This is a genomic window from Vibrio sonorensis (assembly GCF_001854765.1).
Classification (GTDB): domain Bacteria; phylum Pseudomonadota; class Gammaproteobacteria; order Enterobacterales; family Vibrionaceae; genus Vibrio; species Vibrio sonorensis.
In genome coordinates, this window is sequence record NZ_LJJE01000058.1 from 1 (window position 1) to 312 (window position 312).

A 312-nucleotide genomic window follows, 5' to 3' on the forward strand; every position below is an offset into this window, starting at 1 on the left:
TGCCTCACCACTTTCGTCAAAGCTGACCGTACCATTGTTACCTGTATCGGTTGAACCATCTGGACTATAAATATCAACAATCACATTGCCATCAGGAGAAACCAATACATTACCTTGCTCATCAATGATCGGTTTCACTGGTTCGTCATCAGGCGTTGTCACTTGTTCACCCGTATTTAGGTCTACAAGGAAGCCGTTTTCATCAATGATAACTGGCGGTACATCTAATGGCTCAATTTCACCTTCCCCTGTATCTGGGTCAATCACCAATTGGCCATGCTCTGCAGGATCAACTGGGTTGCCCGTATCTGG

General features: G+C 45.5%; 1 protein-coding gene. It reads right to left on the reverse strand.

Translation table 11 applies throughout. The features are described from left to right. Positions 1 to 312, reverse strand: a 312-nt coding sequence (locus tag BLO31_RS23810) for a hypothetical protein (protein ID WP_175443201.1), incomplete at both ends; no start/stop codon positions are given.